Origin of the sequence: Aminobacter carboxidus (assembly GCF_014863355.1) — a bacterium.
GTDB lineage: Bacteria > Pseudomonadota > Alphaproteobacteria > Rhizobiales > Rhizobiaceae > Aminobacter > Aminobacter carboxidus.
In genome coordinates this window covers 436,925-461,899 of record NZ_JACZEP010000002.1, presented here as the reverse complement: position 1 = coordinate 461,899, position 24,975 = coordinate 436,925, and the positions used below count along the sequence as shown (strand labels likewise).

Genomic DNA, 24,975 nt, shown 5'->3' with positions numbered 1-24,975 from the left:
CTCATACCGCGCTGCAACTAGATCATGATGCGTCGCACAATGATTGAGTTCGATCTTTTTGCGATTGACAAACCGCATGCCTTGGCCTGATTTTACGGCCAAACGAGAGCGGCGCACGATCTCGCGCCGGGAGGACCCGACATGCCCGACACCAACTCCACGCGGCTTGCAAATCTGTGGGACGACGCGACGGCGGCGCCCATGAGCGAGCCGGAGCGCCTGGTCTATCGCTCCAACATCCTGGGCTCGGACAAGCGCGTCACCAACTATGGCGGCGGCAACACCTCGTCCAAGATCAAGCAGAAAGACCCGCTGACGGGTGCCGAAGTCGAGGTGCTGTGGGTCAAGGGATCGGGCGGCGACAGCGCGTCGATCAAGCTCGATGGGTTTGCCACCCTCTACATGGACAAGCTGCGTATATTGAAGGGACTCTATCGCGGCCTCGCGCATGAGGACGAGATGGTCAGCTATCTCACGCACTGCACCTTCAACCTCAACCCACGCGCAGCATCGATCGACACCCCTCTTCATGCCTATGTTCCAAGGGCTTACGTCGACCACATGCATCCCGACGCGATCATCGCAATTGCGGCGGCAAAGGATTCAAAGGCGCTGACCGCCAGGATCTTCGGCGATGCGATCGGCTGGCTGCCGTGGAAGCGGCCGGGCTTTGAGCTTGGCCTATGGCTCGAGAAGTTCTGCCTGGAAAACCCCGCGGCCAAGGGCGTGGTGCTCGAAAGCCACGGCCTGTTCACCTGGGGCGACACGCCCGAGGAGTGCTATACGACCACCATCGACACCATCAACAAGGCGATCGGCTGGTTCGAGAGTGAGACGAAGGGCAAGCCGGCCTTTGGCGGCGCCGCCGCGCAGTCACTGCCGGCTGCCGAACGCCGGGCAATCGCATCGCGGCTGATGCCGCGCATCCGCGGCATGATCTCGCAGCAGGGCGTGCGCAAGCTCGGTCATTTCGACGATTCCGCCGCCGTGCTCGAATTCGTCAATTCGCGGCAATTGCGCGATCTCGCAGCGCTCGGCACCTCTTGCCCCGACCATTTCCTGCGCACCAAGATCAGGCCCCTGGTGATCGATTTCGATCCGGCGAGGCCCGACGTCGATGCCGTGGTCGCGACCCTGCCCAAGGCGCTGGACGACTATCGCGCCGGATACCAGGCCTATTACGATCGCTGCAAGCATGCGGATTCGCCCGCCGTGCGCGACGCCAACGCCGTGGTTTACCTCATGCCGGGCGTCGGCATGTTCACTTTCGCCGCCGACAAGGCAACCGCACGCATCTCGGGCGAGTTCTACGTCAACGCCATCAACGTCATGCGCGGCGCGTCTTCGGTTTCGACCTATGTCGGCCTGCCCGAACAGGAAGCCTTCGACATCGAGTACTGGCTGCTCGAGGAAGCCAAGCTGCAGCGCATGCCCAAGCCTAAATCGCTGGCCGGCCAGGTCGCCTTCGTCACCGGCGGCGCTGGCGGCATCGGCAAGGCAACCGCAGTTCGCCTCTTGCGCGAAGGCGCCTGCGTGATGATCGCCGACATCGACGAGACTGCACTCGCTGCTGCAAACGAAGAACTGGGCAAGGTTTTCGGCCGGGATTTCGTGCGGCCGGTCCAGCTTGACGTCACCGACGAGGCCAGGGTCGCCTCGGCCTATGCCGACAGCGCCGTCGAGTTCGGCGGCGTCGACATCCTGGTTTCGAACGCCGGCATCTCGTCATCGGCGCCGATCGAGGACACCGAACTGTCGATGTGGAACCGCAACATGGACATCCTCGCCAAGGGCTACTTCCTGGTCTCGCGCGAGGCGTTCCGGACATTCAAGCAGCAGCAGATCGGCGGCAACATCGTCTTCATCGCTTCGAAGAACGGGCTGGCAGCTTCGCCCAACGCTGCCGCCTACTGCACGGCCAAGGCAGCCGAAATCCATCTCGCGCGCTGCCTGGCGCTCGAAGGCGCGGAGCATCAGATCCGGGTCAACACGGTCAATCCCGACGCGGTGCTGCGCGGTTCGAAGATCTGGACCGGCGAATGGCGCGAGCAGCGTGCGGCAGCCTATGCGATGCAGCCCGACGACCTCGAGGAGCACTACCGCAAGCGCTCCATGCTAAAGCGCTCGGTGTTTCCAGAAGACATCGCCGAGGCGGTCTACTTCCTCGCTTCCGACATGTCGGCCAAGTCGACCGGCAACATCATCAATGTCGACGCCGGCAACGCCCAGAGCTTTACCCGCTGAACGGCACCTAGGATGCACGCCCTAATATTTGCCGTTCCGCCCTTGTCGCCGCGCGGCTGATCTGCAATCTCCGGATATGAAACCCGTCCGGAGATGGCATTGCGCAGCGTGGGCTTGATCGTTTCGGCCATCGTCCTTGTCGTCGCCATTGCGCTTGCGGCCGCCTGGGCGACGCTGGCGCTGTGGTATCGCCTGCCTGCGCCCGAGCTCGGCAGGGGCCTTGCCGCCGGCCTGTTAGCGCTGCTCGGCATTGCCACCGCCATAGCGCTGTTTAGCCCCTGGCGCCTTCACACGCTGGCGCTGTTCGTCATAGCCTTCGCCGTGGTCATCGTGTGGTGGAACACCATCAAGCCGCCGGAGCACGCCGACTTTGCCCCCGATGTGGCACGCCAGGTCACCGGGGTGCGCGACGGCGACACACTGACCCTGACCAATGTCCGCGACTTCGAGTGGCGCAGCAACACCGACTTTACCGAGCGCTGGACGACACGCAGCTACGACCTGAGCAAGCTCGAGACGCTCGATCTGTTCATGTCCTACTGGGCTGGGCCCAACATGGCCCATGTCATCATGAGTTTCGGCTTCGAAGGCGGCGACCAAATCGCCTGGTCGGTCGAGGTGCGCCGGCAGAACGGCGGCCAGTTCTCGCCGCTCGCCGACCTGTTCAAGGCCAACCCGCTGGTCATCGTCGCCGCCGACGAGCGCGACGTCGTCGGCGTCCGCTCGAACATCCGCGGCGAGGACGTCCAGCTCTACCGGCTGAACGTGCCGCCGAGCCACGCCCAGGCGCTGCTGCTCGGTTATGTCACTGATGCCAACGCGCTGGCCAAGACGCCGCGCTTCTACAATTCGATCACCACCAACTGCACCACCGTCATCTTCAGGATGATGCGCGCCGTCGGCGACGTCACACCCTTCGACTGGCGCCTGATCGTCAACGGCTACCTGCCGGAATACGCCTATGACCGCGGCGCGCTCGACAGCCGCCTTTCGCTGCAGGAACTGCGCGCGCGTGCCCACATCGCCACGCGCGCGTTGGCATCAGGACTGACGCCTGATTTCCCGCAAATCATCCGCGACGGCATGCCCTCGCCGCTTCCGGCCGAATAGCCCGCCTAGAAGTTGGACGTCATGCTGAGCCAGAAACGGCAGCCTTCCATCACAGCGTTGTGCTCCGACGTCACCACCTTTTCGTCCAGCAGATTGTAGCCTGCGGTGTGATGTTTACGCTCAATGGCGGCAAGGCGGGTGAACTTGTCATCCCTTCGCGCCGGCGCCCGAAAGCCGAGCTGCCGACCGGCCTGACCAGCTTCGAATACTGGCGCGCCGTCTGGTTCGGCAAGGCCCGGGACGAGAGCGCCGAACATACGGTCATCGACACGGCGGCCACAGCGCTTCTGACGCTGAACCGGAAGAAGGACATTTGCCGAGGCGCACGACGAAGCCTTGGCGCTCTGGCGCCAGGCTATCGCCCAGACGGAAATAGCGTGGTTATACCCGCGCTTCGGCGAACGTCACCAGGCGCCGGCGATCCTCGCACCACAGCGCGAGATTGATGCAGCCGACACTCCTCCAGAACGTCAGCTTGACGGTCTGGCTGGCATCGCGAAGCTCGGCATTGCTGTCGAAACAGGCCTGCAGTCGGTAGAACGGCACGCGGCTGCACAGATGGTGGATGTGGTGCAGGCCGATCGACCCGGTGATCCACTGGGCTACAGCGGGCAAGGCGTACCACGAGCTGCCACCAAACGCCGCGACATGCAGGTCCCAGGCGTCGCCGGCATCCCAGCGCGTCTCTTCGAACTGGTGCTGGACGTAGAACAGCCAGCCACCGGCCCAGGCGCCCATGACAACGACCGGCAGCACCGCGAGCATCACCGCCCAGCCCGCCAAAAGGACCAACCCGCCATAGACGAGCACCAGCGCCACGTTGAGGCCGCCGGCACTGCGCCAGGCTTCGACGCGCGGAATGGCGTCGTTGTAGGGCAGGCGGTGCATGATCAGGAAGTAGATCGGCACGCCGATGACGATCAGGATGATCGGATTGCGATAGATGCGGTACATCAGCCGCTGGCTGGTGGTCATCGCCTCATATTCGGCCACCGTGCGCGTATCGATGTCGCCGATGCCGCGCTTGTCGAGATTGCCCGAGCCGCCGTGATGCACGGCATGTGCCTTCTGCCACAGCGTGTAGGGCGTGAAGGTGAAGACGCTCAGCACGCGTCCGATCATCCGGTTCGCTTCGCGCGAGCTGGTGAAGGAGCCGTGACCGCAATCGTGCTGGATGGCAAACAGCCGCACCAGGAACGCGGCGCAGACCGGCGCGAGCGCCACCATAAGCAGCCAGCGCCAGCCGCCGAGCACCGGTCCGGCATAGGCGGCGAGCCAGACAAGTGCCGCCCCCATCGCCAGGAACGGCACCAGCGTCACCGCCAGTTCGAACGCCGCGCGGCGGTCGTCTGGGTCGCGAAAGCGATTGCAATGTGATGCAAGCCGGCGAACGAGTGCCTTTTCGGCCGCATGATCTGCAGCCTGGGCAGACCCTGTCGGCAGGTCGTCCGCCTTGGACGACATCAATTTCGTCATTTAGTCCCCGAAATCTCGCTGCCAACTCGGTCAAGCGCGCCATTTGTCCATAATGCGCGGCGCGCGCCATGGCTAGTGGTACAACCGTGGCATATTAGCTGTATCCAGCCTCTATGTACCGCTGGACGCAAATCATGGCGTTTTCCTGTTGAGTGCGCACGCCATTACGTCTTAGGTCGCGCATTAGGGTCAAGGCAGTCAATCAGCCGCAGGGGAACTTCATGGCTTCACTGGAAATTGCAGCCGGCTCGGCCAAATGGACCACCCTGCCAAGCCATCGCCTGTGGCTGCTGCAGCAGGCGGACGCACTGTTTTCCTTCTTCGAGCGCCAGAGCCTCAATCCGCTCGGCGGCTTCCATGACCTCGACGACCGCGGCCAGCCGCTTGCGCCAGGTGCTGTCCCCGGCAAATTCGCCGGTCGCCAGATCCACGTTACCACCCGCATGGTGCATTGTTTCTCGATCGCCCACCTGCTCGGCCGGCCCGGTGCCGACGTGCTCGTCGACCACGGCATGGATTTCCTGTGGAACGGCCACCGCGACGTCGCCAATGGCGGCTATTTCTGGGGCGTCGGTTATGACGGCACGACCAATGACACCAAGCAGGCCTATGGCCACGCCTTCGTTCTGCTTGCCGCCTCCAGCGCTAAGGTCGCTGGCCACCCCGATGCCGACAGGCTGCTGACCGACATCTCGACGGTCCTGTCGGAAAAATTCTGGGAAGAAGACCACGGCGCGGTGACGGAGGAATTCAGCCGCGACTGGCAGCCGCTCGACAGCTATCGCGGCCAGAACTCCAACATGCACCTGACCGAGGCGCTGATGGCCGCCTTCGAAGCGACAGGCGACAACACCTACCTCACCATGGCCGAACGCATCGCCGACCTGATCATCCGCCGCCACTCGGCCGCCGAAGGCTGGCGTCTGCCCGAGCACTTCACATCGCAATGGAAGCTCGATCGCGACTATTCCGGCGACCCGATGTTCCGCCCCTATGGAACCACGCCCGGCCACTCGCTGGAATGGGCGCGGCTTTTGCTGCAGCTGTGGGAACTTGGCGGACGCAAACTCGCCTGGTTGCCGGATGCCGCCAGGAACCTGTTTGGCCAAGCCACGGCTGACGGCTGGGATGTCGCCAAGGGCGGCTTCTACTACACGCTTGAATGGGACGGGACGGCCCGCATCAAGGATCGCTATTGGTGGCCGTGCTGCGAGGCGATCGGAGCGGCTTCCGTGCTCAACGCCATCGGCGGCGACGATGTCTATGAACAATGGTATCGGCGCATCTGGAGCTTCTGCGCGACCCGCTTCATCGACCGCACCAATGGCGGCTGGCACGCCCAGCTCGACAACGATCTCAAGCCCAATGCCGGCCCGTTCTATGGCAAGCCCGACATCTATCACGCGCTCCAGGCCTGCCTGATCCCGCTTCTGCCGACGTCAGGCAGCATCACGCGCGGCCTCAGCACGACAGGCATCCGGCTCTAGCGATCGCCCGCGCCTTGGTCGACGGCGCTCACGGCCAACGCGCCGCCACCTGGTTGCCGAAGATCGCGCGCTGCATCGAGCCAGCCAGCGTCGCCGCATAGGGTGTGGCGATGTGGTGGCGGTCACGAAAGGTCAGCTTGCCGTCGATCATCGCGGGGCATGTCGTTTCGTTGCAGAACAGCTCGGTCAGATCGACATATCTCACGCCACGCAGGCCTGAAGTCGCCGCCTGTTCGGTCTTCGACACCCGCTCGTCGATGGCCTCCTGTCGCGGCGTATCGCAGACACTGCTGCTCCTGCCCTGCCACAACGAGCGCGCCACACAGCGGTCGAGATATGACTTGTGCACCGGAACGTCCCGCAGCAGCACGACCTCGCCGCTTGTCTCGCTCAGAGCTGACAGTGACCTCCTCAGGCCATCGGCCCAGACGTCGCGCGTGACCAGGTGATCGAGGTCGCCATTGACGTCATTTTCGACATAGCTGTAGGAAAACTGCGCAACGATCACGGCATCGGGTTTCAGATCGGCGATTTCCTTCATCGCCATCTGCCGCCATGCATCGCATTCGGAATAGGCCCGCATCAGGCGCACGTTCCATGTCGGCACCGCCGCCACCGAGCAGGATGATTTCAGATAGGTCACCACGCGCCAGTTGTTCGCCTCGGCGATCTTCGCCAGCGGCGTCGACCAGTGATCGGCATGTGAATCGCCAAACAGCACGATCGTCTTGCGCGACTGCGCTGCACCGAGGCTACAGCTGCGCGGTGTGGTCTGCTCCAGGCTTGCGACACAACCGGTGTCGATCTGGCGCGCCGACGACGAGCGCGCCGCGCTTTCGGCAATCCGCTTCTGGTCCGGATCGACGCTGTGTGCCGCAAGCTGGGAGGCGCCATACGACAACGCCACGCCAAGCGACGTCAGCAATGCCGCAAGCCCGAGCGAGCGCAGCGAAACCGCCGAAAGCCAGCCGCTCAGCCGCACCGGGTCCTCGACGAAACGATAGCTGAGATAAGACAGGCCAACCGTCACCAGCAGACACGCCATCCGGCCTGTAAGCGTAAGATCGGGCCACAGGATCGTCGCATAGACGATGACAGGCCAATGCCACAGATACAGCGAATAAGACAGCTTGCCCGTCCATTGGAACGGCGGCAGCGACAGCAAACGAGCCGGCCCCATGGCACTTTGGCGGGCACCTGAAAGCAGCAGCATCGCCGTGCCCGCAACCGGCAACAGCGCGATGAAACCGGGAAAGGGATCGGTTTCCGACACGCTCAGATAGGCGGTGGCGATCAATGCGATGCCGGTCCAGCCCATCGCGGGCGAGAAACGAAAGCCCGACGCCCAGCGCTCGGCCAGACCAAGCGAAACGAGCCCGCCGACGGCGAACTCCCAGGCCCGCAGCGGCGAGAAGTAAAAGGCCCAGGGCTGCGCCACCGACGTCACCCAGGCACTGACTGCGAACGACACTGCAGCAACCAGGCCGAGGATGAGCGCAATGCCCCTTGGGCCCGGCCGCAACCGCATGGCCAGCAGCAGGAACGCCGGCCACAACAGGTAGAACTGCTCCTCGACCGAAAGCGACCAGAAATGCAGGAACGGGTTGCTGGCCGTATCGGCGGCGAAATAGTCGAACGACCAGCGCAGCAGCCACAGATTGATGACGTAGCTCGAGGCAAACAGCGCGCCCTTGGCATAGAGCTGCTGCTCGGATGGCGCCAGGATGAAGTAGCCAGCGACAAGCGTCGCCGCGATCACCAGTAGCGACGCCGGCAAAAGCCGTCGCGCCCGGCGTCCGTAGAAGCGCCACAGATCGACAGTCCCACTGCGACCGATCTCCTGCATCAGGTGCCGGGTGATCAGATAGCCCGAGATGACGAAGAAGATGTCGACGCCGATGAAGCCGCCCGGCAGATCGGACATGCCGAAATGAAAGGCGATCACGCCGCCCACAGCAATGGCGCGCAAGCCCTCGATGTCGGGGCGAAACGACGAAGCGGCTGCCGTCATGTCTTTGCTGCGATGAAAGTGCTGGACATGCCGGGAGGATCGGCGACGCTGTCCGCCGAAACAACTCAAACTATGTTGCAACGCAACATGAAGGCCGCTGCTCGCTCGCCTCGACAACCCACAAAAGAGCTTGGTGGACCCAGACTTGAGCAGCTACGGAACTCATCCCGGCATTCACCGTTAATGCCCTACGGAACCAGGCGGCGGGCCACATGACCAATCGCGAGAATTTGCTCGGCGGGCTGCCGGCCGCGGTCTATACGACCGATGCCAACGGCCTGATCACATATTTCAATGAAGCGGCTGTCGAGCTTTGGGGTCATCGGCCCGAAATCGGCAGGGACGAGTGGTGCGGATCCTGGCGGCTGAGGACAGCGGAGGGCGATCCCCTCGCCCACGGCGACTGCTCGATGGCATTGGCACTGAAACAAGGCCGCGCCATTCGAAATGCCGAAGCCATCGCCGAGCGGCCGGATGGTACGCTCGTGCCGTTCCTCGCCTTTCCGGCACCGACGCGCGACGATGCCGGCAACATCACGGGGGCCATCAATCTGCTGGTCGACATCTCGACGCAAAAGCAGGCCGAGATACAGACCCAACGCCTCGCCTCGATCGTCGAATCCTCCGACGACGCCATCATCAGCAAGGATTTGTTTGGCGTCATCCAGAGCTGGAATGCCGGCGCCGTCAGGCTGTTCGGCTATCGCGCCGACGAAGCCATCGGAAACCACGTCCGCATGTTGATCCCCGATGACCGACAGCAAGAGGAAGACCTCATCCTTGGCAAGGTGCGAAGCGGCGAACGTGTCGACCACTTCGATACGTTGAGACGGCGCAAGGACGGCAGCTACGTCGCGATCTCGCTCACTGTGTCGCCAGTGCGCAACGCCGCTGGCAAGGTGATCGGCGCCTCTAAGATCGCCCGTGATATCACCGAGCGGAAGGAAAGCGAGAGCCGCATCCGCATGCTCATGCGTGAGGTCAACCACCGGGTGAAGAACCAGTTCGCCGTCATCCTTTCGATGATCCGCGAGACCGGCAAGCACACCACGACGATCGCCGAGTTCGACACCCAGATCCGCAATCGCATCATGGCGCTGTCGCAATCCCAGGACCTGCTCGTCGATGGCGACTGGCGCGGCGCGGATCTGGCCGACCTGGTCAGCAATCAGATCCGACCGTTCGCCGCCGAGCGTCGTATCAGGATTTCAGGCGAACCGGTGATGCTGTCGACCATGGCGGTGCAGAACCTCGGCATGGCGTTCCACGAGCTTGCCACCAACTCGGCCAAGCATGGCGCGCTCTCGTCCGAGCAGGGCACTGTCGAAGTCGACTGGACCGCCTCCTCCGATCGTTTTCGATTGAGCTGGAAGGAGACCAACGGCCCAAGCGTTGCCAAGGCCTCACGCAAGGGATTTGGCAGGATCGTGCTCGAGCGCGTCGCGCCGGTGGCGCTGAACGGTGTCGGTCATCTGAGCTTTCAGCCGGATGGCGTCACCTGGACGCTCGACGCACCGCTGGAACTGGTCAAGACGCCAGATTCCTAAAAGCACTGCCGACCCGCACGCCGGCAATTTCCACCGACATTGCCGGCAGCATTCAGGAAACGGAAACGGCTGCCGCGCATTGTGCTGTCTGAAGCACGGTCCGTGCCCGGCGTCGGGACGCCCCCGACATTTTTCTGGCGAGGCTAACGACTGGTCAGCTTTCTGAATTTCCGTTCGCCGAAACAGTCCGCAAGGCGCGATCGGGTCGAACTCGACCTGTCCGATACGGTCGTCTATGCCGTCGGCGACGTCCATGGCTGCTACCAGGAGCTGGCGTCGCTCGAACACAAGATCGTCGCCGACGCTGCCACGCTGCCCGGCCGCAAGCTGATCATCATGCTTGGCGACTACATCGACCGCGGCCCGGATTCGGCCCGCGTGCTCGACCATCTGATCGCGCCGCCGCCGGCCGGCTTCGAACGCATCTGCCTGACAGGCAACCACGAGGCGCAGACGATCGACTATCTCGACGGCAGGCTGTCGCTGGAACGCTGGCTGTCCACCGGTGCCCGCAGCACCCTGTTTTCCTACGGCATCGACGCCGAACATCTCGGCGAACTCTATGGCAGCGACGGCAAGCTCGACGAGCACATACGAGCCACCATCCCGCGCGACCACATCGATTTCATACGCGCCCTGCCGATCATGGCCTATTCCGAGCGCTTCGTGTTCGTCCATGCCGGCATCCGCCCCGGCGTTCCCCTGCTCGAGCAGAAAGACGACGACCTGATCTACATCAGGCAGGAGTTCTTCGAGGCGTCGCGCCGGCTCGACCGCTGGGTCGTGCACGGCCACACGCCGGTCGACCATCCACGCATCGACGGCCGCCGGCTCGACATCGACACCGGCGCCTTCAAGACCGGCCGGCTGACGGCCGTGCGGATCGCCGGCAAGGGTGGCCGGCTGCTGTTTTCGTAAGGCTCAGGTCGCGACCTTCACCTTGGCTTCGCTCTTTTCAACATAGTAGCTCGAATAGCGTTCCAGGAACTGCTCGGAGCCGCCATAAGCGCCGTAGCGCGGCAGCTTCTTCAGGTCGACCTTGTTGAGCACGAGGCCGAGAATCTTACTGGCGATCTGCGGCTCGGCGGCGAGCCCGGAGCGAACCAGCGGACGCGGCGTGGCACCCCATTCGGCGACCAGCACGAAACCGTCGGCCAGCGGCGCGAAGGCCTTGGCATCGACAACCGGGCCAAGCGGCGGCAGGTCGACGATGATGTAGTCGAACGTCGCCTTGGCATCGTCGATGAAGCGCCGCATGCCCGCCGAAGACAGCAGTTCGCTGGTGTGCGAAAAGCGGCCACGCACTACCGCCGGCACGATCGCCATCTTGGTCTGGCGGTCGACCTTAACCACCGACTGCCAGCCCTGGTCGTTGACCACGGCCTCGACGAGACCTTGCTCGGCATCGATGCCGAGGCTGCGGCTGAGCCCCGGATTGCGCAGGTCGGCGTCGATCAGCAGCGTCTTTGCACCATTGCTGGCGATCAGCCCGGCCAGATTGGCGGCTACCGTCGACTTGCCCTCGCCGGGCAGCATCGAGATGACGCCGATAACCTTGCTGGCCGTGTCCTGCAGCACGATGTCGCCGGCGATCTTGGTGCTGCGCAGCGTCTCGGCGAACATCGACGCCGGAGAATCGACGGCGATGCGCATCCTTGCCCGGCGCTTCGCCAGCTCCGCGGCGCGCGACGGCGGCGGGGTGCCCATGTTGGCCGTCTTCGCCGCGTCCTTCCTGTCGTCATTCGAGGCGATGAGCGGCAGATAGCCGAGGAACTTGACCCCAAGTCTTTCGCGCACGTCCTCGGCGGTGCGGAAGAAGCGCTCGTTGAATTCGTTGAGCGCGCCGAAGGCGGCACCCAGAACCACGCCGAGCACCAGCGCCAGGCCGAACACCATAGAAGTTCGCGGGCTCGACGGGCCGCGCGGCGTCGTCGCTTCCGAAATCACCCTGACCTTGGCGATCGGGAAAGAACGTTGCTGCGAGGCCTCCTCGTAGCGCGACAGGAAAGTCTGGTAGAGCGTGCTCAGTGCCGTTGCCTGCTGCTGCAATTCGCGCAGCCGCACCTGCGCCTGGTTGGCGGAGGAATTCTGGCCAGTCGCCTCCGACACGCTGTTGCGCAGCGCGGTCTCGCGCGACTGTGCCACCTCGAATTCGTTGCGGTAGGTCTCCGACAGCTGGCTCAGCTCGCGGAATATCTGGTTGGCGAGGTCAGTCTTTTCCTTGCGCAGGGCCACGGCCTGCGGGTGGTTGGGGCCGAAGCCAGCCGAAATTTCCTGCTCACGCTTCGACACGCCGGCATAGCGCTTCTTGAGCTCCGAGATCATCGGGTTGCCCGCCTCCGCCGCCGACAAGGTCGAGTTGCCGACGGCCGCGTCCGGTCCGCTCTCGACGATGGTGCGGTATTGCTCGTAGCGCGCCCGCGCCTTGGCGGTGTCGGCCTGCGCCAGGATCAGCTGGGCGTTGAGATCGGACAGCTGCTGCTCGGCGATGGTTTCGCCGCGCGCCGCCGCCAGGCCGTTCTCGGCGCGGAACTTCTCAACCTCGAGCGCTGCCTTCTGCGAGCTGGTACGCAATTCCTCGAGCCGGCCCTGCAGCCACACGGCGGCTTTTTCGGTGGCGTCGAAACTCGCATCGAGCTGGTCGGCGACGAAGGCATCGGCATAGGCCCTGGTGATTTCAGCCGCCAGCTTTGGATCGTGCGCGCGGTACGCCATCGAGATGACATAGCTGCGGCCGGAGCGCTCGGCCATGATGTTGGCCTGGAGCATGGCCACGGCCTGCTCCTTACGCGCCGCCTCGGCCATCGCCTTGCGTTGCGCATCGGTGAGCTCGGCACCGCCGGCGATCTCGGGTGCGGAACGGAATACCCCGAGGAAGCCGCGGGCATAGCCGACCAGGGTCGACAGCAGCGATTGCGGCGGCTGCATGAAACCCGGGTTCTGGTCGAGCTTCTGCTTATCCACCACAACGGCGGCAAGCCGCGCCGACTTGATGATCTCGATCTGGGAGAGGATCGCCGCATCGGTCTGCATGTTGACAGGCGTCGCCGAAACCTCGTCGACCATCTTGTTCATGCCCTCGTCGATCAGCACGCGGGTCGATGCGGTGAAGCTTGGCGGCGTCGTCTGGAGATAGACGAGCCCGAGCAGCAGGCCTATGACGGCGCCCACGCCGACCACCTTGGCCTGACGCTTGGCCATGGCCAGCAGGCGTTCGAGATCGATGAAGTCGCTACCCTCCCGCGCGTCCTCGCGAGACGCGGGAAGGCGGTTGCTGAAAGGAAAGCTGGCATAGTTCATCTGCGTTCCAGTTCTTGCCTGAACAGCTGTCGCCGCTGCTCGAAGGGTTCTGGCGCGCAGCCGACTTCAGCTACGCATATACGGTGCCCAAACGGCACGTCATTCAAGGCACTGCCGAAACGCCAATGAGGGCAAGCGACGTCGCTTACCCCCCACCGGCAATCGGTTCGATCAGGCCGCAGCGACGTGATCGTGCTCGGCAACCATCTCGCGGATGGCATCGAGGACGGAGTCGCGAATGTCCGCCCGCTTCAGCGCGAAGGCGACGTTGGCCTGGATGAAGCCCTCCTTGGAGCCGCAATCGAACATCCGGCCGTTGAACGGCCGGGCAAAGAAGGCCTGGCTCGCGGCCAGACGCACCATCGCATCGGTCAGCTGGATCTCGCCGCCGGCCCCGCGCTTCTGCGTGCCCAGCAGATTGAAGATCTCCGGCTGCAGGATGTAGCGGCCGTTGATGTAGAAGTTCGACGGCGCATGGGCCGGCGCCGGCTTTTCGACCATCGCCGTGACCTCGAAGCCCGAACCGACATCGGGGCCCTTGCCGACGATGCCATACTTGTTGGTTTCGCTCGGATCACATTGCTCGACGGCAATGACGTTGCCCCCTGACTGGGCATGCAATTCCATGATCTCGGCCAGGCAGCCGCGCTTGCCGAACGACACCATGTCGGGCAGCAGCAGCGCAAATGGCTCATCGCCGATGATGTCGCGGGCACACCAGACGGCGTGGCCGAGGCCGTGCGGTGCCTGCTGGCGGGTGAAGCTGGTGGCGCCGGGAACCGGCAGCAGGCTTTCCAACGACTTGATCTGCTCGACCTTGCCGGCCTGCTCGAGCGTACCGACGAGTTCGGGATGAAGGTCGAAATAGTCCTCGATGACCGCCTTGTTGCGGCCGGTGACGAAGACGATGTGCTCGATGCCGGCTTCCAGCGCCTCGTCGACGGCGTACTGGACGACGGGCCTGTCGACGACGGGCAGCATCTCCTTGGGCATGGACTTGGTCGCGGGAAGGAACCGCGTGCCGAGGCCCGCCACCGGGATCACCGCTTTCCTGACTTTCTTCATCGTGCCAATGCTCTCGCTCATGTAACTCTCCTCGTCTTGGTCCTCGCCGTTCCGGGCAGCCGCATCATTTGCCGGGGCGGTATGCGAACTGCCTGGTAATCCGGCGCAGCCGAACTTCTATCGGCATCCGCAAATGGCGAACCGCCGCCGGGTCCCCCAGTGCGGTTCTGATCGCCTTGAGTGGCGACCGCTGCTTGATGTGCTCCACCAATGACAGGAATGTGGCAGCCTGCCTGAGGCTGCGGGCGCGTCGCGTGAACGCATTTCGCGCCTGTGGATCGAGCCTATTGGCTGCTTCGAAGGCGGCATCGGCGTGCTGCATCGCCTCGACGTGGTGACGCTCCAGGACCCTTGAGATCGAGCCGCTGCGGACATGATAGGCATAGCCTGCAGCGGGTTCGACGGTGCAGCACCCACCCTTGGCAAGAGCGCTGGCGAGCAGGATGTAATCTTCCCCGATGCGCAACTCCTCGTCGTAGCGAAGATGATGTTCTTCGAGGTAGCTCCTGAGGAAGATCGGCTTCATGTAACCAAAATTGAACGTGGATTCGAAGACGACATTGCCGCCAATGAAGTCGGCCAGCGTGAGATTCGCCAGTTCTTCGAGATAACTTGCGGGATACATCACCTCCGGCGGCGTTCCGTTCTCTCGAATCACTGCGAGGTTGTCGACGGCCATCTCGGCAGAGCTCTGTTCGGCGCGGGAAATCATGGTCGCCAGCCGGCCGGGCAGCACGGCGTCGTCGGAATCGAGCACGGCCACCCAGCGGCCGCGTGCGGCGTCGAGACCGGCATTGCGCGCCCCGCCTGGACCGCGATTCGCCTGAAGCGCCACCACATGCACGCGCGGATCGGCATAGGACCGTGCAAGATCGAGCGTTGCGTCGAACGAGCAGTCGTCGACGACAATCACCTCGACCGTGACGCCTGCTTGCGCCAGGGCACTGTCGATGGCGCGGCCGAGCGTCGCTTCAGCGTTGTAGGCGGCGATGACGAAGCTGACGTCAGGCTGCATCCTGGCCTCCCGCGCTGCCGTAAAGTTGCAGTTCGCATGCGCCGACCAGCCCGCTCAGCACGCCTAAATGCATCACGCCACGCAGCAGGCTGCGGTTGCGGCTGACCGGCTGGAACGCTGTGAGGCCTGCTGCGGTAAAGCAGTAGCCGGCCTTGGCCGAGGCACGAGCCAGTTCTCCCACCCGGCCGACGCCGGACCGTTTTGACGCCAGCAGACGGCCATGCGTCTGCCCGACCCGAAATCGCCTTTTGGCAAGCCATGCGAACGACGCGCGGGCCGACGGCACTGGCTCTTCCACCCAGGCATCGGGCGCATAGGCGATGCGGCCGCCGGCGCCGTGAACCTGATCGAAGAATTCGGTGTCCTCGCCGCCAGACTGGCCGCGCTCCAGGCTGAAACGGCGTCTGGCGATGCTCGGCGCGCCCATGCTGAGCAAGGCATTGCAGGTATAACCGGTGCGGATCTCGCCCTGGACGAACACCGGGTAGGTCGAATGGAAGTCGCCGACCTGCATCCAGCCCGGCGCCCCTGCCCCATAACGCGCCTTGACCGGCCCGAGAACCACATCGGCGTCGGTCGCCTGCGCGGTATCGACGAGCCGTTTCAGCCACGAGCCCGTCGCCTTCTCGTCATCGTCGATGAAGGCGACGAAGTCGGCTGAACTGGCATCGAGGCAGGCATTGCGGGCAAGCGAGATGTTGCGCGCCGGGCAATGGACATATTGGACCGGCAGCGACAGTTCGCGTGCCAGATCCGAAACCAATGGCCGTGCGCTGGGCTCCTCGTCATTGTCGGCGACGATAATGCCGATACGATATCCCTCGGGCAGGTCCATCGCCGCCAGCGAGCGCAGCGTGTCGGCAAGTTCGCGCCGCCTGAAGGTGCAGACGCAGATGTCGATGCTTGGCATCATGCGGCGGCTCGCCGACCTGGCTGGCCGTTCAGCAACTGCAACCAGAAGCCGAGCGACCAGGCAAAATGCATGACCATGGCAGAGACACCCGCCAGCGCCAGCCCGGGATTGCCGGCGCGCCAGGCAAGGGTAATGCCATAACCAAGGCAGATCGCCGCCCAGGCGAGGAACGGCATTGCGAAGATCCAGTGCACGAAAGACAGCAGGGCAAGACACGCCGCCGGCGCCACCATCAGCGGCGCGATCTGCCTAAGCTTGGGGATGACGCGATGCTTCAGCACGTTCTTTGCCCGGCCCCTGCCATAGCCGAGATACTGGCGGAACAGGCCACCAAGTGAAGCGCGCGGGAAATAGGTCATCCGCGTACGCCCGCTCATCCAGATGCGATAGCCGGCCTCGCGCAGGCGATGGTCGAGCTCGGCGTCCTCGTTGTGACTGAAGCTTTCGTCGTAACCTCCAACGTCGCGGAACGCGGCAATGCGGATCAGGGCGTGATGGCCGTGGTCGACCCATTCGCCTTGCGAACCATGCCTGTGCTTGGAGCCCCCGGTTCCCAGCTTCGAATTCTGCGCCGCCGCCGCCGCCTGCTGGACGGTGCCGTTGCCTTCGGTCAGCATCGACACCGCGACCGAGTCAGCCCCGGTTTCCTTCGCCTCTTCGATCAGCTGATCGCAATAGTCGTCAGGATAGCCGCCATGGGCGTCGATGCGGATGAGGTAATCGGTGCCGTCGCCGCAAAGCTCGACCGCGAGGTTGACGGCAGCACTTTGGATACGCGCGGGATTGTCGATCAGCACGACGTTGTCGTCGACTGCCGCAACGCGGGCAACGATGGCGCGCGTGCCATCGCGGCTGCCGCCGTCGGCGACAATGATACGAGCCCCGACCCGCTGTGCTGCCGGCCGAAGCTGGGCCAGAAGACCGCCGATATGGCGCTCCTCATTGAGGCACGGAATGACGATGATGCTGGAGTTGGTCTCGGTCATGCTGTTTGTCTGTGATCCGTTGGAAGTTACGCGGCGATGGCGCGAGCGGTGCCGTTCTCGGCTGCGACGCGTTCGAGCCTCGCCACCAGCGCCTGGCAATCGGAGCGGTCGCAGATCCAGGTCGCCTGGTCGCGGGCAAGCACGCCGGCGCGAAGAGCCGCGTAGCGTTCAGCCGTCATGCCCGAGAACGTTTGCGTCAATGCTGCGATCGACGGCTCGGGAAGCACCAGCCCGATCTGCTGGCGTTCGAGGAAGCTGGCCGTCTCGGTGCCTGCCATGGCGATCGGCACCGTGCCGAAGCGGCAGCCCTCATAGAGCCGGTTGGGCAGAAGCCATGTCGAGTTCTGCCCTTCCTCGAAGAAGTCGATCGCCCATGAGAAATGTACCTGCGAATAGATGTCGGCCATGTCCTCGGGGTTTCGATAGGCACCTCTAAACGCCAAATGGGGCGCGGATTCGACCAGACCATGGAAATCCGGAAACTCCGAAAGTGCCGGACGCCCGCGCATCACAAGCTCGAAGCGGCCATCCGCGCCACGCGTGAAATCGGCCAGCAGTTCGAGCGACTTGCGGCAGCGCAGCGCTCCAAACCAGCCGATCTTCCAAGGTAGCGATGGTACCGGCGACGGCGCCACCTCGGTTCGCGGTTCCAGTTCCAGCAGCTTGTTTTCGACCAACTCGATGGGGGCATCGATCTGGCCGAACCTTTGGAAATAGTGCCTGACGAAGGCCGGCGAACTGGTCAGCAGCAGGCCGACATTGCGTCCGAGCAGCCGCTCGGCGCCGCGCAGGCTCTTGCCCAGAACATCCTCGCGCAGCACCAGCCGGTGGATGTCGAGGCACTCGTAGATAACAGGCGCGGCGGATGAGAATGCGCTGCGGGCACGTTGCGCCAGCGCCAGCATTTCGAGATTGCGGGCGACGATCACGTCGGGAGCGTCGACCGCTTTCAGCGACGCGGCAATGCGTGTCGCTGCCATGGCAACAGCGCCCAGCCGCTGTGCGAAGCGGCCGTCACGCGTATGACCAAGGTCGATCGGTGTCACACCTTCGACGTCTTCGAGTTCCTGCGTCCGGCGGAAACCAGCGAGCGTAACGCGCGCGCCACCGGCCTTGAGCATGATGATCCGTCGACGAACTGCCGGGTCGGAAACATCGTGCACCAGGTACAGAACATGCAGCATGAATTCACGCTCGCAGTTTGGCCCACCGACGACGAGGCTAGTGCAGTCATTGCTGCATCGCAACAATTATTGACTGGGCGCACCTCAAATATTGTTGCGCCGCAAAATAGCCGGGTTAGCCTGTACTTATCTTCCCGACGCGACCAATCCGAGGAGGCAAACGCCGATGAAGACAGCCCCCCTGAAGACAGTCCCTCTGAAGACAGTCCCTCTGAAGACAGTCATTGTCGAAAACACCGTCTGCCTGAACACCGGCGATGCGGCGATCCTGCTGGCCATCAGGCACATTCTCAAGGCGGCCTATCCGGGCGAGTTACGCTTCCAGGTCTTCGACAGCCAGCCCGAAGTGGCATCACGGCTTTATCCCAGTCAGGCCTATCCCGACATCGAGATCCGCAAGCTGTTGGCCGAATCGATCTTCAAATACCCCTATGACGACAACCGGCTGAAAAACCTGGCCAAGCCGATCTACAACCGCCTCGCATTGAGTGCGCTGCGCCACTACGGAAAGAGCCGGGCTCTGGACGAGACGATGTTCAGCGCCGGGGATCGTCGCAGCCTCCAGATGTACCGGCAGGCCGACCTCGTCGTCACCACCGGCGGCACCTACCTGGTCGAGAACTACAACCTCGAACGCCGCCTCAACCAGTTCCGCAGCGACGCCGTCTTCGGCAAGGATCCGGTCTTTTTCACCCAGTCGATGGGGCCGTTCGACAAGGATTACAACCGCCGCGAACTGAAACCGGTGTTCGACCGCAGCCCGCTGATCCTGCTGCGCGACGAGCGCTCGCGCGGTCACCTCGCCGGCCTCGTCGACAATCCCGGCAAATGCCATGTCGTCGCCGATTCGGTGTTCGCGCTTGCCGACAAGGAGCGCATCGAAGCGCTGCTTTCATCAGGCACGCCGCCCCAGCCGACAGGCCGTGTCGGCATTTCGGTGCGGCACTGGAACTACGTCAATGACGGCGCCGACGGCATGCGCCGCTACATGGAGTCGATCCGCGATATCGCCACCGCGCTGGTGCGTGACCATGGCAAGCAGGTGACCTTCGTTTCGACCTGCCAGGGCGTGCCGGAATACGCCCATGACGATTCGAAGACCGCGAAGGCCATCGTCGCCGAACTGGCGCCTGAGATCGCAGCGCAGGTCAGCGTCGATGCCAACTTCCATACCCCCGAACAGCTGATGGAACTGGTCAAGGGCTTCGACTTCGTCATAGCCACCCGCATGCACATGATGATCATGTCGCTGTGCGTCGGCGTGCCGGTGTTGCCGATCGCCTACGAATTCAAGACCCGCGAGCTCGCCAAACGCGTCGGCCTCGCCGACCTTTTGCTCGACATCGACACGGTCACTCCTGAACAAGCCGGCCAGAAGCTCAGAGCCTTCGCCGGCGATCTCGACCGCCTGAGGGTAACCACCCTTGCCGCCGTGCTCGAAGAACATGCCTCGGCGATGTCGGCCTCCGACCTGGTCAGGCCGTTGCTCGCGGACACCTCAGCGGATGTTGCGGGCGATGGTTTTCCAGGCCTCGACAAGGGCGCGGCGGGACTGCGGCACGGCGACCATGAAGGCAAACGCCACCGCGTAGCTTAGGGCTGCAGACGTCAAGGCCGCAACGATGTTGGACTGCCCGGTGAGCTCAACCGGCAGGTAGCCGTAGCCGAACCAGGCGACGGCGGCCGCAACGATCAGCAGGCCCTGCACCATCAAAAAGTCGAGCGCCGAGACCGGGCCGGTTCGCCCGAGCGTCACGGCAAGAACCGGCAACCTGAGCACATAGCCGCTGATCGCGTAGGCCGCAGCGACCCCGACCGCACCCCATTTCAGCCCGACAGCGAATGACAGCACCGTGGTCAGCGCCGAATAGACACCCCAGCGGAACATCGTTTTCGTCTTGCCCTGGCAGATGAAGATCCAGCCCGTCGTGCTCGACACCGGCTGCATCAGGCCGGCAATGCCGAGCCAGGCGAAGATCGGCGCCACCGCCAGCCAGCGCTCGCCAAACAGGATGGCGACAACCGGCTTTGCAGCGATGGTCAGTGCGGCGATGCCGGGGACGGTGATGAAGGCGAGCAGCCAGTTTGTCCTGAGGTAGAGCTCGCGAAAGCGCGGCTTGTCGTCCTGGATACGGCTGAGCAGCGGCACCATCAGCCGCGACAGCGGCTGATTGATGTTCTGCAGCGGAAACAGCAGCAGCTTGTAGGCGCGGTCGTAATAGCCGAGCTCGATCGGGCCGGAGAACTTGCCGATCAGGATGTTGTCGAGATTGCGCGAGAAGAAATTGACCAGGTTGAAGCCAGTGAGATTGGCGCCGAAGGACAGGATCTCGCGCTCGACCTTGACGCTCGGCCTGCCCGGCTTCCAGCGCGTCGCCAGCCATGCGCCAAAGAGCGTCACCACGGCGCCGGCTGCCGGCCCAATCACCAGCGCCCAATAGCCGAGCCCGGCATAGGCAGCAACAATCGCCGCCCCCAGCCCGGCGAGTGCGGTCGCAACGTCATTGATCGCCAGCTGGCCGAACTGCAGGTTGCGGTTCATCAGCGCCAGCGGCAGCGCCGCAAGGCTGCCGAGCAACAGCGGCATGGCGGCGGCAAGCGTAATGCCCGTCATCCTGGCGTCGCCGTAAAAGGCCGAAACCGCCGGCGAAAATGCGGCAATGATCACGGTGCAGATCAGGCCGGCCAGCGCGCTGATCCAGAACACCTGGTTGATTTGGGCTTGGCTGATCTCGGGACGCTGGATGACGGCTTGTTGCAGTCCGAGATTCTGGAACAGCCCGACAAAGGCAATGACCGGCCCAACCGACGCGACAAGGCCAAAATCCTCCGGCGCCAGCATCCGCGCCAGGATCACCACCGAGACGAACTGGATGCCGATCTTGATCGCTTGCGCCGCCGCTGTCAGCGCTCCGCCCCTGAGCGCGATGCGCCCCAATTGCTGGGTTTCGGCGCTCATGCCGCGACCTTGGTTGCCGCGAGGCGATAAAGCGTGTCGGCGAAGGCGTCGTTGAGCCGGACCGAATCGAAATCTTCCTCGACCTTGCGTCGCGCAGCAACCGCGAGGCTTGCGCAGGCACCGGGATTGTCGGCGATCCAGACCAATTTTTGCGCCAGCGCGGCGACGTCCCTTTCGGGTGCCAGCAGCCCGGTCTTGCCGTCCTCGACCAGCTCGGGAATGCCGGAATGGTAGGTGCTGACGACGGTCAGGCCGGCGGCCATCGCTTCCATCAACGCGACCGGAATGCCTTCGAGATCGCCATCTCCCGCCCTGACGCTCGGCAGCACGAAGACCTGCGCCTCGCCCAGCCGCTGCTTGACCTCGGCATGCGGGCGCGGACCAAGGAATGCGACGCGTCCCGAAATGCCAAGCTCGGCTGCCAGCTGTTTCATCGCGTCGAGCAGTTCGCCGCCGCCGATCACCGTGTAGGACCAGTCGATCTCGGGTCGTGCCGCCTGCATCGCCGCCAGCGCGCGCAGCGCGAACTCGATACCCTTCTTCTCGGTGAGCCGGCAGACCGAAATCATCGCCAGCGCATCGTTGCCCTGCTTGGCGCCGCGAAAACCGATCGCCTCGGTATTGACCCCCATGTGATGCACGGCGACCGTGTCTGCCTCAGCCCCAGCCTCGATCAGCGCATTGCGGAAAAAGCCGTTAACCGGCAGCTGCAGCGCGCCTTGCTGAAACACCACCTCATAGCGCGACAGCGTTCCGTCATGCATTGGCGCGCCAACATCATGGCCGTGAAAGATGGTTACCAGGGGGGCTGTGATCCGCCGCTGCTTCATGGCTCTCGCCACGCGCAGGCCGTTGTTGCCGAAATGCGCGACGATGACGTCATATCTAGCGAGCTTGCCGGCAAAGGCGATGTCGAGCGCCGTCGACGCCTTATCCCACAGCCGTCCCGACCATCGGCGCAGCGAGGGACGCAGCGGCCCGAGCGCACCCCACCATTGCTCGACGCCGCCGGGCAGGTTGCGCCAGCGCGGGTCGTCGATGTTGCGTTCCTTGCCGAAGGTCGTCTCGTTGCAGACGACGCCGACCTCGATGCCGCGCGCGAGGCACCCTTCGATCTGGTCGAGCACGAAGGTCTCGGAGAGCGAGGGGAACTTGTCGACGACAAAACAGACTTTCATCGATCCGCTCTCCGGGAATTCGGACGGACTGCTGCCAAGTCAGGCCGCCTTGTTCAGGGCGCGTGCCGCTGCCCGGTCGAGCACGCCCATGAAGGTGGCGAACTGGGCATCTGGCTCAAGCTGCGGGCGCTCGGAAAATACGCGTGCCGCGGCAGACATGCGGTTGTACTCCACCCTGTCGTCCCACAAGCCGCGCACTGTCTGAACCCACTGATCAAGCGGCGCGTCATAATCCAGCACCACGCCGCCACTGCCGATCGCCTCCGGCAATCCGCCGCGACGTGAGCCGATGACGGGGATGCCGCTGCAATGCGCTTCCGAGGCGACGCGACCCCAGGCCTCTTCCCATTTGCTTGGCGCAAGCAGGATCCTGGTGCGGCCATAGACCGTCTTCATGTCGTTGGTCCGGCTTTCGAGCCTGACATTGCCGAGCGGCGCGATGATCTCTTCGATGCGGGTGCGGTGGTCGTCGGCCAGCTTCCAGCTTTCGACGAACAGGAAAGGTATCTCAGGGCATCGCCCGGCAATCCGGACCGCAAGTTCAAAGCCCTTTTCCTCATAAGGGTTGATCAGCGTAACGAACTCGCCCGTCGTTGGCGTGGCGTAGTGCGCCGGGTTGATCGTCGGCGGAATGACCGTCGATTCGATGCCGAAACGCTGCCCATAGGTGCGCGCGGTGAACTCGGAGTTGGCGATGTACAGTGCTGATTTCAGCTCGCTGAGATCGCCGCCCAGTTCATGGAACTCGACATTCCTGAGATAGACGACAAGCGGCACGCCCTGGGCCTCCAGCGCCTTTCCGATCGGCACCGATTTGTGGCACTGCACCACCGCGACGTCGGGTTTCAGCTTCTGGACGGCAAAGCCGGCGGCTTCCCAAGGGAACCAGGCGCGGACCACGGGATAGCCGGGGAACGTATCGATTGCGGCGCGCTGCCTGAGCAGCTTCATCTTGGCGCGCGCCTTGAAGCCGAACATGCCGTCGCCAAACAACGCGGCGAGCACCGAAGCCTCATGGCCATGCGCCCTGAGCTGCTCGACGAGATGGTGCGTGCTCGACTGGACCCCGCCGCTGAATTCGGGCGTATAGCCGTTACCGCCGGCAAAAAGCACCCTCATGCGGCCAACTCCCTTTTTGCCTGGCGGCCCTGCCCGGCTGCTTTTCGCCCAATGGAGACGTATTTGATGCCGTGGCGGGCGACGACTGCCGGGTCGTAGAGGTTGCGGCCGTCGAAGATGACAGGGGTCGCCAGTTGTTCCCTGATCAGCTCGAAGGACGGTGCGCGGAAATTCTTCCACTCGGTGGCGATCAACAGCGCATCCGCACCACGCAGAGCCGCCTCCTTGGTGCCGCAGAGAGTGAGGTCGTCGCGCTGGCCATAGATCTGCTGCGCCTCGTTCATCGCCTCGGGATCGTAGGCCTGGACCTTGGCTCCGGCGGCCCATAGCGCTTCCATCAGTACACGGGCCGGCGCCTCACGCATGTCGTCGGTGTTGGGCTTGAACGCGAGCCCCCACAAAGCAAAGGTCTTGCCCGCGAGGTCGCCGTTGAAATGCGCCTTGAGCTTGTCGAACAGCACCGCCTTCTGGGCGTTGTTGCGCGCCTCGACCGAATGCAAAAGCACCGGCTCGAAGCCGACATCGCCGGCGGTGCGGATCAAGGCACGTACATCCTTGGGGAAACACGAGCCGCCATAACCCAGGCCGGGATAGATGAAGTGGTAGCCGATGCGCGGGTCCGAGCCGATGCCCTTGCGCACCTCCTCGATGTCGGCGCCGAGCAGTTCGGCCAGATTGGCCATCTCGTTCATGAAGCTGATCTTGGTCGCCAGCATGCAGTTGGCGGCATATTTGGTGAACTCGGCCGAGCGCACATCCATCACGATCATCTTTTCGTGGTTGCGGTTGAACGGTGCGTACAGCTCGCGCATCACCGCTTCCGCGGCCTCGCTGTCAGTGCCTATGATGATGCGGTCGGGCTTCATGCAGTCGGCGACCGCCGAGCCCTCCTTCAAAAACTCCGGATTGGAGACGACGTCGAAGCCAAGCTCCTCGCGGCCCCGCAGCTTCAGCGCCGCCAGCATCGTTTCGCGCACCTTGTCGGCGGTACCGACCGGCACTGTCGACTTGGTCACCACGATCTTCGGTCCGGCCATCTCGCGGCCGATGGCGTCGGCCACCGACAGCACGTATTTGAGGTCGGCCGAGCCGTCCTCGCCTTGCGGTGTGCCGACGGCGATCATCTGGATCTCGCCATGGCGAACGGCGAGTGCCGCATCCGTGGTGAAGACGATACGCCCGGCGGCGTGGTTGTCGCGCACCAGCGCCTCCAGCCCCGGTTCAAAGATCGGGATGAAACCCTGGTTCAAGCGCTCGACCTTGGCCGCATCGACATCGACGCAGACGACGTCATGTCCGACCTCGGCCAACACAGCCGCCTGCACCAAACCAACATAGCCAATGCCAAAGACTGTCAGATTCATTCGGTCCGTTCCTGTAT

20 protein-coding genes are annotated in these 24,975 nt (G+C 63.8%); 6 read left to right on the top strand and 14 right to left on the bottom strand.

Annotated features, from left to right (window positions below):
* Positions 1–141: 141 nt before the first annotated feature.
* Complete coding sequence (locus IHE39_RS09890) at positions 142–2,244, top strand: bifunctional rhamnulose-1-phosphate aldolase/short-chain dehydrogenase (RefSeq protein ID WP_184768147.1); 2,103 nt, start codon at positions 142–144, stop codon at positions 2,242–2,244.
* Positions 2,245–2,337: 93 nt separating this feature from the next.
* A complete protein-coding gene (locus IHE39_RS09885) occupies positions 2,338–3,354 on the top strand; it encodes an Lnb N-terminal periplasmic domain-containing protein (RefSeq protein WP_192566347.1) in 1,017 nt (338 codons plus the stop codon).
* A gap of 5 nt (positions 3,355–3,359) precedes the next feature.
* Here IHE39_RS09885 and IHE39_RS09880 read toward each other — a convergent pair whose 3' ends face one another.
* Complete coding sequence (locus IHE39_RS09880) at positions 3,360–3,611, bottom strand: hypothetical protein (RefSeq protein WP_192566346.1); 252 nt, start codon at positions 3,609–3,611, stop codon at positions 3,360–3,362.
* A gap of 124 nt (positions 3,612–3,735) precedes the next feature.
* On the bottom strand, positions 3,736–4,830 hold the full coding sequence (locus tag IHE39_RS09875; protein WP_184768150.1) for a fatty acid desaturase: 1,095 nt from the start codon (positions 4,828–4,830) through the stop codon (positions 3,736–3,738).
* A 221-nt stretch (positions 4,831–5,051) separates the two neighbouring features.
* On the opposite strand from IHE39_RS09875, the gene IHE39_RS09870 reads away from it, so the two are divergent.
* Positions 5,052–6,317, top strand: coding sequence for an AGE family epimerase/isomerase (locus tag IHE39_RS09870; RefSeq protein ID WP_192566345.1), 1,266 nt, complete (start codon positions 5,052–5,054; stop codon positions 6,315–6,317).
* Positions 6,318–6,345: 28 nt separating this feature from the next.
* Here IHE39_RS09870 and IHE39_RS09865 read toward each other — a convergent pair whose 3' ends face one another.
* Positions 6,346–8,328, bottom strand: a complete 1,983-nt coding sequence (locus tag IHE39_RS09865; protein ID WP_192566344.1) for an acyltransferase family protein — start codon at positions 8,326–8,328, stop codon at positions 6,346–6,348.
* 212 nt (positions 8,329–8,540) lie between these two features.
* Between IHE39_RS09865 and IHE39_RS09860 the strand changes: the two genes are divergently transcribed.
* Positions 8,541–9,875: a sensor histidine kinase gene (locus IHE39_RS09860; RefSeq protein ID WP_192566343.1), complete on the top strand. Its 1,335-nt coding sequence runs from the start codon at positions 8,541–8,543 to the stop codon at positions 9,873–9,875.
* Between the two features lie 150 nt (positions 9,876–10,025).
* The gene (locus IHE39_RS09855; RefSeq protein WP_434781301.1) at positions 10,026–10,793 is read left to right on the top strand and encodes a metallophosphoesterase family protein; all 768 of its coding nucleotides are present in this window, start codon (positions 10,026–10,028) and stop codon (positions 10,791–10,793) included.
* Positions 10,794–10,796: 3 nt separating this feature from the next.
* Here IHE39_RS09855 and IHE39_RS09850 read toward each other — a convergent pair whose 3' ends face one another.
* The 7 genes from IHE39_RS09850 to IHE39_RS31125 all read right to left on the bottom strand — a co-directional run bounded on the left by IHE39_RS09850 (position 10,797) and on the right by IHE39_RS31125 (position 18,563).
* On the bottom strand, positions 10,797–13,175 hold the full coding sequence (locus IHE39_RS09850) for a polysaccharide biosynthesis tyrosine autokinase (RefSeq protein ID WP_192566342.1): 2,379 nt from the start codon (positions 13,173–13,175) through the stop codon (positions 10,797–10,799).
* Positions 13,176–13,346: 171 nt separating this feature from the next.
* A complete protein-coding gene (locus tag IHE39_RS09845) occupies positions 13,347–14,240 on the bottom strand; it encodes a UTP--glucose-1-phosphate uridylyltransferase (RefSeq protein ID WP_184768596.1) in 894 nt (297 codons plus the stop codon).
* Positions 14,241–14,304: 64 nt separating this feature from the next.
* Positions 14,305–15,255, bottom strand: coding sequence for a glycosyltransferase family 2 protein (locus tag IHE39_RS09840; protein WP_192566341.1), 951 nt, complete (start codon positions 15,253–15,255; stop codon positions 14,305–14,307).
* Complete coding sequence (locus IHE39_RS09835; RefSeq protein ID WP_434781294.1) at positions 15,245–16,168, bottom strand: glycosyltransferase family 2 protein; 924 nt, start codon at positions 16,166–16,168, stop codon at positions 15,245–15,247. The genes IHE39_RS09840 and IHE39_RS09835 overlap by 11 nt, the downstream gene beginning before the upstream one ends.
* Positions 16,165–17,154 carry a glycosyltransferase family 2 protein gene (locus IHE39_RS09830; RefSeq protein WP_192566340.1) on the bottom strand — a complete coding sequence of 330 codons (990 nt, stop codon included), beginning with the start codon at positions 17,152–17,154 and terminating at the stop codon, positions 16,165–16,167. The genes IHE39_RS09835 and IHE39_RS09830 overlap by 4 nt, the downstream gene beginning before the upstream one ends.
* A gap of 26 nt (positions 17,155–17,180) precedes the next feature.
* The gene (locus tag IHE39_RS09825; protein ID WP_192566339.1) at positions 17,181–18,338 is read right to left on the bottom strand and encodes a glycosyltransferase family protein; all 1,158 of its coding nucleotides are present in this window, start codon (positions 18,336–18,338) and stop codon (positions 17,181–17,183) included.
* A gap of 126 nt (positions 18,339–18,464) precedes the next feature.
* Entirely contained in the window at positions 18,465–18,563 is a 99-nt protein-coding gene (locus tag IHE39_RS31125) for a pentapeptide repeat-containing protein (protein ID WP_353527909.1), read from the bottom strand.
* Here IHE39_RS31125 and IHE39_RS09820 point away from each other — a divergent pair.
* Entirely contained in the window at positions 18,520–19,935 is a 1,416-nt protein-coding gene (locus tag IHE39_RS09820) for a polysaccharide pyruvyl transferase family protein (RefSeq protein ID WP_353527910.1), read from the top strand. The genes IHE39_RS31125 and IHE39_RS09820 overlap by 44 nt on opposite strands.
* On the opposite strand, the gene IHE39_RS09815 is transcribed toward IHE39_RS09820, so the two are convergent.
* Genes IHE39_RS09815 through IHE39_RS09800 form a run of 4 tightly spaced genes read right to left on the bottom strand, consistent with a single transcriptional unit; the run spans position 19,837 to position 24,958 of the window.
* The gene (locus tag IHE39_RS09815; protein ID WP_192566337.1) at positions 19,837–21,297 is read right to left on the bottom strand and encodes a lipopolysaccharide biosynthesis protein; all 1,461 of its coding nucleotides are present in this window, start codon (positions 21,295–21,297) and stop codon (positions 19,837–19,839) included. The two genes, IHE39_RS09820 and IHE39_RS09815, sit on opposite strands and share 99 nt — an antisense overlap.
* Positions 21,294–22,475: a glycosyltransferase gene (locus tag IHE39_RS09810; protein ID WP_192566336.1), complete on the bottom strand. Its 1,182-nt coding sequence runs from the start codon at positions 22,473–22,475 to the stop codon at positions 21,294–21,296. The genes IHE39_RS09815 and IHE39_RS09810 overlap by 4 nt, the downstream gene beginning before the upstream one ends.
* A 39-nt stretch (positions 22,476–22,514) precedes the next feature.
* Positions 22,515–23,594 (bottom strand): glycosyltransferase, encoded by a 1,080-nt coding sequence (locus IHE39_RS09805; protein WP_192566335.1) that lies wholly within the window; start codon positions 23,592–23,594, stop codon positions 22,515–22,517.
* Positions 23,591–24,958, bottom strand: a complete 1,368-nt coding sequence (locus IHE39_RS09800; protein ID WP_192566334.1) for a UDP-glucose dehydrogenase family protein — start codon at positions 24,956–24,958, stop codon at positions 23,591–23,593. The genes IHE39_RS09805 and IHE39_RS09800 overlap by 4 nt, the downstream gene beginning before the upstream one ends.
* Positions 24,959–24,975 lie beyond the last annotated feature (17 nt).

Bases quoted from the DNA above. Each gene is read 5' to 3' on its own strand.
- IHE39_RS09850 (WP_192566342.1), bottom strand. From the start codon at position 13,175: ATGAACTATGCCAGCTTTCCTTTCAGCAACCGCCTTCCCGCGTCTCGC.
- IHE39_RS31125 (WP_353527909.1), bottom strand. From the start codon at position 18,563: ATGACTGTCTTCAGAGGGACTGTCTTCAGAGGGACTGTCTTCAGGGGG.
- IHE39_RS09860 (WP_192566343.1), top strand. From the start codon at position 8,541: ATGACCAATCGCGAGAATTTGCTCGGCGGGCTGCCGGCCGCGGTCTAT.
- IHE39_RS09885 (WP_192566347.1), top strand. From the start codon at position 2,338: ATGGCATTGCGCAGCGTGGGCTTGATCGTTTCGGCCATCGTCCTTGTC.
- IHE39_RS09810 (WP_192566336.1), bottom strand. From the start codon at position 22,475: ATGAAAGTCTGTTTTGTCGTCGACAAGTTCCCCTCGCTCTCCGAGACC.
- IHE39_RS09875 (WP_184768150.1), bottom strand. From the start codon at position 4,830: ATGACGAAATTGATGTCGTCCAAGGCGGACGACCTGCCGACAGGGTCT.
- IHE39_RS09890 (WP_184768147.1), top strand. From the start codon at position 142: ATGCCCGACACCAACTCCACGCGGCTTGCAAATCTGTGGGACGACGCG.
- IHE39_RS09800 (WP_192566334.1), bottom strand. From the start codon at position 24,958: ATGAATCTGACAGTCTTTGGCATTGGCTATGTTGGTTTGGTGCAGGCG.
- IHE39_RS09865 (WP_192566344.1), bottom strand. From the start codon at position 8,328: ATGACGGCAGCCGCTTCGTCGTTTCGCCCCGACATCGAGGGCTTGCGC.
- IHE39_RS09805 (WP_192566335.1), bottom strand. From the start codon at position 23,594: ATGAGGGTGCTTTTTGCCGGCGGTAACGGCTATACGCCCGAATTCAGC.
- IHE39_RS09870 (WP_192566345.1), top strand. From the start codon at position 5,052: ATGGCTTCACTGGAAATTGCAGCCGGCTCGGCCAAATGGACCACCCTG.
- IHE39_RS09880 (WP_192566346.1), bottom strand. From the start codon at position 3,611: ATGTTCGGCGCTCTCGTCCCGGGCCTTGCCGAACCAGACGGCGCGCCA.
- IHE39_RS09845 (WP_184768596.1), bottom strand. From the start codon at position 14,240: ATGAAGAAAGTCAGGAAAGCGGTGATCCCGGTGGCGGGCCTCGGCACG.
- IHE39_RS09830 (WP_192566340.1), bottom strand. From the start codon at position 17,154: ATGACCGAGACCAACTCCAGCATCATCGTCATTCCGTGCCTCAATGAG.
- IHE39_RS09825 (WP_192566339.1), bottom strand. From the start codon at position 18,338: ATGCTGCATGTTCTGTACCTGGTGCACGATGTTTCCGACCCGGCAGTT.
- IHE39_RS09835 (WP_434781294.1), bottom strand. From the start codon at position 16,168: ATGATGCCAAGCATCGACATCTGCGTCTGCACCTTCAGGCGGCGCGAA.
- IHE39_RS09840 (WP_192566341.1), bottom strand. From the start codon at position 15,255: ATGCAGCCTGACGTCAGCTTCGTCATCGCCGCCTACAACGCTGAAGCG.
- IHE39_RS09815 (WP_192566337.1), bottom strand. From the start codon at position 21,297: ATGAGCGCCGAAACCCAGCAATTGGGGCGCATCGCGCTCAGGGGCGGA.